The sequence below is a fragment of the Bifidobacterium sp. UBA4282 genome (assembly GCF_002394995.1).
GTDB lineage: Bacteria > Actinomycetota > Actinomycetes > Actinomycetales > Bifidobacteriaceae > Bifidobacterium > Bifidobacterium pullorum_B.
In genome coordinates this window covers 18,086-26,225 of record NZ_DGVO01000026.1, presented here as the reverse complement: position 1 = coordinate 26,225, position 8,140 = coordinate 18,086, and the positions used below count along the sequence as shown (strand labels likewise).

Sequence of the window (8,140 nt, the reverse complement as noted above, 5' to 3'; positions counted from 1 at the left end):
CAACAGCTGGGACGGCCGCCGTCACGCCATGCGCGAACTGGGCTCCTCCGGCGTGTGGGAGCTGTTCATCCCGGGCGTGCAAGCCGGGGAGATCTACAAGTACCAGATCCTCAACGCCAGCGGCGAATGGGTGATGAAGGCCGATCCGATGGAGCGCTCGCACGAGGTGCCGCCGCGCACCGGCTCGATCGTCGTCGAATCGACGCACGAGTGGGATGACGACGCCTGGATGGAGCACCGCCGCGCCACCAACCCGCACGACGGCCCGGTCAGCATCTACGAGGTGCATGCCGGCAGCTGGCGTCAGGGGCTGGATTACCGTGGTCTGGCCGACGAGCTGGTCGAGTACGTGTCCAAGGAGGGCTTCACCCACGTGGAGTTCATGCCGTTGGCCGAACACCCGTTCGCCGGATCGTGGGGATACCAGGTCACCGGCTACTACGCGGTGGATTCGCGCCAGGGCGGCCCGGACGACTTCAAGTACCTGGTCGACAAGCTGCATCAGGCCGGCATCGGCGTGATCATGGACTGGGTCCCCGCCCACTTCCCGAAGGACGGCTTCGCGCTGGGCCGCTTCGACGGTACGCCGCTGTATGAGGATCCCGATCCGATGCGCGGCGAGCACCCGGATTGGGGCACCTACGTGTTCAACTTCGGACGCCGCGAGGTGCGCAACTTCCTGGTGGCCAACGCCTGCTTCTGGCTGGACGAGTACCATGTCGACGCGCTGCGCGTGGACGCCGTCTCCTCGATGCTGTACCTGGATTACAGCCGCGAGCCCGGGCAGTGGCGTCCGAACATCTACGGCGGCCGCGAGAACCTGGAGGCCATCGACTTCCTCAAGGAGGCCTGCGCCACCGCGTACAAGAACAACCCCGGCATCATGATGATCGCCGAGGAGTCCACGGCGTATCCGGGCATCACCGCCCCGACCGACGCCGGGGGCCTCGGATTCGGCCTGAAGTGGAACATGGGCTGGATGCATGACACGCTGCAGTACCTGCACGAATCCCCGATCAACCGCAAGTGGCACCACGGCGAGATCACGTTCTCGATGGTCTACGCCTATTCGGAGCACTACGTGCTGCCAATCAGCCATGACGAGGTGGTCTACGGCAAGGGCTCCCTATTCGGCAAGATGCCGGGCGACGACTGGCAGCGCTACGCCGGCGTGCGCGCGCTGTTCGCCTACCAGTGGGCCCACCCGGGCAAGAACCTGACGTTCATGGGCAACGAGCTCGCCCAGTACGGCGAATGGAACCACAACGCCTCGGTGGACTGGGATTGCTTGAACTGGGAGGAGCACCGCGGCGTGCAGCGCCTGGTCGCCGATCTCAACGCCTTGTACAAGGCCTCCCCCGCCCTGTGGAGCCAGGACTTCGACCCGGCGGGCTTCCAGTGGCTGACCAGCGACGACGCCGACCACAACACGCTGAGCTTCATGCGTGTCGGCAAGGACGGCGAGCAGATGGTGGTCGTGGTCAACTTCTCCGGCAACGCCTGGCAGGATTACCAGGTGCCGCTGCCCAAGGGCGGCCGCTGGCGCGAGGCGCTGACCACCGACGACGCCAAGTACGGCGGCTCGGACATCCACAATGGCACCTTTGAGGCAGTCGCCGGGGAGTACCATTCGCGCGACTGGTCCGCCAAGCTCACGATTCCGGCGCTGGGCGCTGTATTCTTGGTACCGGAGGACTGAAAGGCGGATTCCATGATCAACACGGCACTACGGCAGGCAACACCACGCACGGTTCTGGTGGTGGAGGACGAACCGACGCTGGCGACGGCGATCGCGCAACGTATCACGGCCGAAGGCTGGACGGCGCGCGTGGCGTCCGACGGGGCCAGTGCGGTGCAGGCCGCGGCCCAGCTCAAGCCGGATCTGGTGATCATGGACATCATGCTGCCCGTTATGGACGGCCTGGAGGCGACCAAGCGAATCGTCGCCGCCAGGCCCGTCCCCGTGCTGATCCTGACCGCCCGTGACGACGAGGCCGACAAGGTCACGGGGCTCGGCGCGGGCGCCGACGACTATATGACCAAACCGTTCTCGATGCGCGAACTCATCGCCCGCTGCAAGGCGCTGCTGCGCCGCGTCGAACGAGCCAAGGCCATCGCCAAGAACTCCGAGAACGAGAAGGTGCTGGATTTCGGTTCGCTGGTCATCGACCCCGCACAGCGCATCGTCACGATGAACGGCGAGCCCGTTCACCTGACCCCCACGGAGTTCGATCTGCTCGCCACGCTGGCACGCAAGCCCAAGTCCGTGCTCACCCGGGAGAAGCTGCTCGAGGAGGTATGGGACTGGGTCGACGCCTCGGGCACGCGAACCGTGGACTCGCATGTCAAGGCGCTCCGTCATAAGCTCGGCTCCCAGACCATCCGCACCGTGCACGGTGTGGGGTATGCCTTCGAGCCGCCGGAGCAGCACGAGTGACCGTCAAACGCACTCCGTCCAGACGTTTCAGGGCCGTTCTGCATACGGAACGGCCCATTGGTGTATTGTCCTCGCTGAAGACGGAGCTGGCGGTCATCATCACCATCTCCACCGCCATAGCCTTCGTCATGGCCTGGTTCCTGCTGAAATTCGGCTGGAGCGGATGGATAGCCATGCCGTTGACGCTGATCGTGTCGCTCGGCATCACCTACTTCTTCTCCCGCGGACTGACCTCGCCGTTGCGTCAGATGCGCGATGCGGCGAAGGCCATGGCCGACGGCGACTACACCGTTCGCGTGCACACCGGCACCGACAGCAACGACGAGGTGGGCCAGCTGGCGCGCTCGTTCAACGAGATGGCCGAGGAACTGGAACATGCCGACCAGATGCGGCGGGATATGGTGGCCAACGTCAGCCATGAGCTGCGCACGCCCGTCTCCGCCCTGCAGGCCATGGTGGAGAACATGGCCGACGGCATCGTGGAGCCGACACCGGCGAATCTGGAGAGCATCCTCAACCAGACCCATCGCCTCTCCGATCTGATCGCCTTCCTGCTCGACCTGTCCAGGATGGAGGCGGGGGCCGCCAGCCTGCAGATCGAATGGTTCGACTTCCGCGAATTCATCGACGACACGGTCGAGCCGTTGGAGATCGCCGACGGCGGGCACGGCCACACCATCCGGGTCCTCATTCCTGAGGATATCCGCATGGAAGGCGACCAGGACCGGCTGCGCCAGCTGTTCACGAACATCATCGCCAACGCGCTCAAGCATTCGGAGGACGGCACCGAGGTGCTCATCGAGGCGCACGAGGACGAGGATGAGGGCATGATCGTCACCAACGTGGTGAATTACGGCTCGCAGATCCCCCGGGAGGCGCGATCGGATATCTTCCGGCGCTTCGTCAAGGGCAAAACCGGTCCGGGCACGGAATCGGGCGGCACGGGGCTAGGGCTGTCCATCGCACGATGGGCGGCGCAGCTGCACGGCGGCACCGTCGCCGTGGTAGACGATTCCCGCGGCGCCGATTTCGAGATCAGGCTGCCGAAGTATCATCTCGCGCAGTCGAATCCCGAACCGTAGCGGCATCCGGTTGCGGCGTATAGGCCACGGACAGGCAGGTGACGACCTGTGCGCCGGAGGATCGGAGCGCGTCGACGCACTGCCGCATCGTGGCCCCGGTCGTCACGATATCATCCACGACGATGACATGCGCGTGCCGGCACAGTTCCGGCCGCCGCACGGCGATGCGCCCGCTGACGCGCCGGCTGCGCTGACCTCCGCCCATCTGCACGGACCGTCCGCGGACATGGTCCATCGTGAGCAAGGGAACCACACGCGCATCAATCCCCATATCCCGACACGCCCGCGCCACGGCGGCCGCCAGCACGACGGTATGCCGCCGTCCCCGCCGGTGCACCGACGCCGATGAGGACGGCGCCGGAACCACCAGGACAGTATGCATCCCGCTCACCGTCGACTGCAGGCACCGGGCGGCCAGCACGGCCATCGCCTCGGACAACGGCCCGTCGCACTCCTCGTCGCGATGGTCCTTCCACCCCAGGATCACCTGGCGCACCGCGCCCCCATACCATGCGCACGCATATCCCCGACCTATGGATGTGCCCGGCATATCGAACACCACCGTCCTGTCCAGCAGTTCCCGGCACTCGCCGCAGACCACGGCGTCGGGCGCATCGCACCCCGCGCAGCCGCGTGGCAGCACCACATCGCGAATCACGCCCAACCATGCCGAAATCCCCATACATCTCATCACAGCACTACGGCGGTGCAGCGGCAACCGACGGAGTGTCCCCTCCCCTACGATAGGCGGGCGATCAGCTCGTCGCACAGCCGCGCGGTATCCTCCGGGCCGGTGACGCGGACGGCCAGGCTCCCCGCCTCGGCCGCCGGATAATCGTTGCCGTCCGGCGACATCCGGTCGCCGACGAACATGATCCTGTCCACCGGCAGGTCAAGCGACGCCGCCAGCTCGCGGATGGCGAACGCCTTGTCATAGCCGCGCAACGAGATATCGACGCTGGTGGTGCCGCCCGCGCGGACCTGCAGTTCGGGCAGATCGGCGGCAACGGCGCGCACGAGTGCGTCACGCTTAGTACCATCCGGATCCCACCGTTCGCGGATCTCGACCGGCGCCTGCTGCCCCAATGCCGAGAACGTGATCTGGCTGCCGCGGTCCTCGATGCGCGGCCCCCACGTGTCCTCCAGCCACAGCCCCAGTTCCTTGGCATGGTCGGTCAGCGACGCCACGGCGGCATCGCGCAGGTCGGCGCCCAGATCATGCGCGTACACGCACCGCCAGTCATCACCGTCCCAGCGGTAGTATCGGGTTCCGCTAGTCGGCATCAGATGCAGATGAGAGCGATCGGCGTGGGCGTCCAGCACGTCGAGAATCTGGCTGATGACCAGCCCGTACCGGCCGCCGGTGATCACCGCCACCGGCAGCAGCGTGGTGAGCGTGGAGAACCGTTCCGCCATCCAGGGCAGCATCGGTTTGCGGGAGCGGGCGAGCGTGTTGTCCAGATCGAACGCGACGGCGCGGATCCGCGCGCAGACGGCGTCCATATCCAGCTGGGTCCACGAGGGTACGTCAATAGGGGCCACGTCGCTTCCTTTCTTACCACGTCATAGTCAGTATGGTAGCGCAATGGCCGTGTCTTGGCATAAGGTGGAAACCATGTTCCAACCTCCATGGGAAGCGAAGGTCTATCGCAACAGGCACGGCCGCGGCATCAGGACGCCGATGTTCGGCGCACGCCTGCCCCGGTACCGTACCCGAGGCGGCATGTTCGACGATATGGTCGCCGCGCAGATCCGACGGTTGAACGACGCATGGCCGGAGCTGATCCGGCCGTTGCAGTTCGCCGTGGAGGATGTGCCGCCCTCCGACCCCGCCCCATGGGAGCCACGGCGCTGCAATTCCTCGCAGTGCTTCGCCGCCTCGCACGGCATCCCCGCCCGCGTAGTGCTGTACCGCATGCCGATACAATCCCGGTCCCGGACCAAGCTCGACATGCAGCTGATCATTCGGGACGAACTGGTCGGACGTATCGGCGAACTCTACGGACGGCGTCCCGAGGAGATCGATCCGGACTGGGGTCTGTGACGCCTCAGCGAATCACCGCACGATCGGATTGGGACAGAACCGTCTCCTGGACCGGCGTCAACGCCGTGGTCTGCAGGTTCGCCAATCCCGCCAACCCGGACTCGTCCACATCGGGCTGGGACAATCGCACGCCCCACACCACGGATTCCGAAGGATCATCCACCATGATCACGGCCGCGTCCTCGCCGAGGTCCGTCACCGCCAGGTCGACGGCGGCGCCGTCTTCAAGATCGATCTGGCGCTCCCCCACATGACGGCCGTCGGCGTCATAGGCGTGCATCGTCACCGAGGTGCGTTCCCCGGAGACATTGGCCACAGTCAACTCGTCACGGGTATCGGACGGCACGGCAACGGCCGAGGCCGCCGCGGCGGTTCCGGGAAGCGCCACGGTGAAGTCGGATTGTCCGTCGTCACCGCCTCGTTCGGCAAAGGCCATGGCATTGACCGCCGCATCGGATTCGATGACGACGCCCAGCGCATGTTCGGGGGCCTCGCCCAGGTCGAACATCGTCACCCGACCGGCGTCCAGCTGCCCCTCATCGGCCGCCGTCGTCCCCTGCGCCGTCAGCCATGACACGGTGACCGATGCGGATTCCTCCGCACGCACCGTCACCCGCACGGCATCCCTCTCTCGCACCGAGGGGATGACGGCATCGGACGACGACTGCGAAACGGGCGTGATGTAGTCGATGCCCTGGGGGTTCAGCCCATCCATCCGCGTCATCCGCACCACCGCGGCCACCGGCGTCTCGTCGCTGTCGAGCGTGACGAACAGGCCGTCCTGTCCGGAGGCGGCCGCAGCCAGATCGACCGAGGATTCGCCGTGGGCGTCGACGGTCAGCGTATTGCCCGTGGTCAGCGATATCGCCTCGCCATCCGAGCTGCCCCATACCCGCATGGTGACGGCCGTGGCGCGATCCGACGGGTTGGACACCACCAGCTCCTGGGTGGTGCCGGTGGCGGTCGCCGGCAGCATGAACGACTGGCTGAGCGATGGCACCACGCAGGTCGCCGCCGCCACACCACGCAGGTCGCCGTCGGTGGCCCAGGACGCGACGCTGCCCGCCGCACCGGTTCCGTCCTCGGAGGCCGTCAGACGGGTGTCGAACAGGGTCGGGCCGTCATCCACGGCACCGGAGAGGACGGCTATGGCATCCGCATCATCGCCGTCGGACAGGCGTTCGGCCTCGGCGTCGGCGTCCGACATCGGCGTCACCGAGGACATGTAGACGGATCCGAGCGCGGCGTATCGGGCCGACGACGTGATATTGCCCGACGAGGCCTGGAACTCGCTGTCTCCATACGAATCCGAGTCCATCAGCGCCATGCGCCCGGGGCAGTACTGTTCGATCCGTTCCGTACTGACGTCATAGGCGACCGCGGCCGCGCCGCCGGCGTCATCGACCAGCCCCATCCACGGCCGATAGCATACGAATACCGTCATCAGCGCTATCAGCACCACCGCGGACACGACGGAAACCGACACCTTGCCCGCCAGTCCCGCTGCGGACAAACGGGCATGTCGACGAGAATCGGTCATGATTCCTCCCAATCATATCGATGCGACCGCGGCCACGCCACCACGCAGTACAGCACGATGACCACGCCCATGCACCACAGCCAAGCCCTACGCCAGACGCTGGACTGAATCTCACGCTGATACGCGGTGTCGATGCCTTGGTGCAGCGGATCGATCAGCGTGAATCGGAAGTACGTGCCGTCGGCGTTGCTCACCACGGATTGCACACCGTCCGAGGCGGTGATATTCGCGGACAACTGATCGCTGGCCTCCTCGCTGTCCGCACTGCCGGTGGACACATAGATGCCCCCGAATCCCAGCGAGGCGATATCGGCGATCGCCTGGGCATCGGCGTTCGCCATCAGGCGCGCCGCCGCGGACGACAACAACTCGTCGGCCTCATCGCGGATGCCGGAGACCTGCTGGGCGCGCTGCCCGACGGAATTGTCGATCACATCCCCCAGCCCCGTACGCATCACGGCGTATTCCACATGGTTGTTCGACCGTGCGGCAACGGCAAGGATGCGGTGCGCTGGATTCTGTTCCAGATAGTCCACGGCCACCATCGGCAATCCGCCGCCGGAGGAGGACAGTCCCGCATCATGCCGCGTCAGGCCATACCCCGACCATACGCAGACCCCCGCGGCCAGGACCACGGCCAGCAGCGCCCGCCCGGCTACGGTTAGACGCATACGGGCCCGCCGCCCCCCCTGGCCGGACAGCGGGTCGAACCGTTTCACGGCCATGCCTGCCACCATGCAGGCGCATGACATCAGTCCCAGCAGGCACATGACGACTCCGGGCAACGCCGTTCCGGCGACCGCGCCGTCATCGCCCGCCCCGGTGGCCACCCGCACGGACAGCAGCGCCGCCGCGGCGCCGGCGATCACGACAACCCACATCATGCGCGAGGCGCGCAGCACGAACGGCAGCGCCAACGACACGACGGCCAGCACCGCCACAACGGCGCACACGCCGAGCACCGCCACCTGTAGCCACAGGTGGTCGCGGGACACGGTCAGCCCGAACGCGCGCATCAGCACGCCGGTCAAGGACAA

7 protein-coding genes and 1 pseudogene are annotated in these 8,140 nt (G+C 66.4%); 4 read left to right on the top strand and 4 right to left on the bottom strand.

Annotated features, from left to right (window positions below):
- The 3 genes from glgB to B4C31_RS03585 form a co-directional block, all read left to right on the top strand.
- On the top strand, nucleotides 1–1,699 hold a 1,699-nt coding region (glgB, locus tag B4C31_RS03595; RefSeq protein WP_291531369.1), incomplete at its 5' end, for a 1,4-alpha-glucan branching protein GlgB.
- Nucleotides 1,700–1,711: 12 nt separating this feature from the next.
- Complete coding sequence (locus B4C31_RS03590; protein WP_043168682.1) at nucleotides 1,712–2,437, top strand: response regulator transcription factor; 726 nt, start codon at nucleotides 1,712–1,714, stop codon at nucleotides 2,435–2,437.
- Nucleotides 2,438–2,475: 38 nt separating this feature from the next.
- Nucleotides 2,476–3,519: a sensor histidine kinase gene (locus tag B4C31_RS03585; RefSeq protein ID WP_291531379.1), complete on the top strand. Its 1,044-nt coding sequence runs from the start codon at nucleotides 2,476–2,478 to the stop codon at nucleotides 3,517–3,519.
- On the opposite strand, the gene B4C31_RS03580 is transcribed toward B4C31_RS03585, so the two are convergent.
- Complete coding sequence (locus B4C31_RS03580; RefSeq protein WP_291531368.1) at nucleotides 3,473–4,201, bottom strand: ComF family protein; 729 nt, start codon at nucleotides 4,199–4,201, stop codon at nucleotides 3,473–3,475. The genes B4C31_RS03585 and B4C31_RS03580 overlap by 47 nt on opposite strands.
- A gap of 56 nt (nucleotides 4,202–4,257) precedes the next feature.
- Nucleotides 4,258–5,061, bottom strand: a complete 804-nt coding sequence (locus B4C31_RS03575) for an HAD-IIB family hydrolase (RefSeq protein ID WP_291531367.1) — start codon at nucleotides 5,059–5,061, stop codon at nucleotides 4,258–4,260.
- Between the two features lie 73 nt (nucleotides 5,062–5,134).
- Here B4C31_RS03575 and B4C31_RS03570 point away from each other — a divergent pair, with 73 nt between their 5' ends.
- Nucleotides 5,135–5,563, top strand: coding sequence for a metallopeptidase family protein (locus B4C31_RS03570; RefSeq protein ID WP_033509274.1), 429 nt, complete (start codon nucleotides 5,135–5,137; stop codon nucleotides 5,561–5,563).
- 4 nt (nucleotides 5,564–5,567) lie between these two features.
- On the opposite strand, the gene B4C31_RS03565 is transcribed toward B4C31_RS03570, so the two are convergent.
- On the bottom strand, nucleotides 5,568–7,103 hold the full coding sequence (locus tag B4C31_RS03565) for a DUF5719 family protein (RefSeq protein ID WP_291531366.1): 1,536 nt from the start codon (nucleotides 7,101–7,103) through the stop codon (nucleotides 5,568–5,570).
- Nucleotides 7,100–8,140, bottom strand: a pseudogene (locus tag B4C31_RS03560) (glycosyltransferase family 2 protein); the annotation flags it as partial. The gene B4C31_RS03565 and the pseudogene B4C31_RS03560, both read right to left, overlap by 4 nt.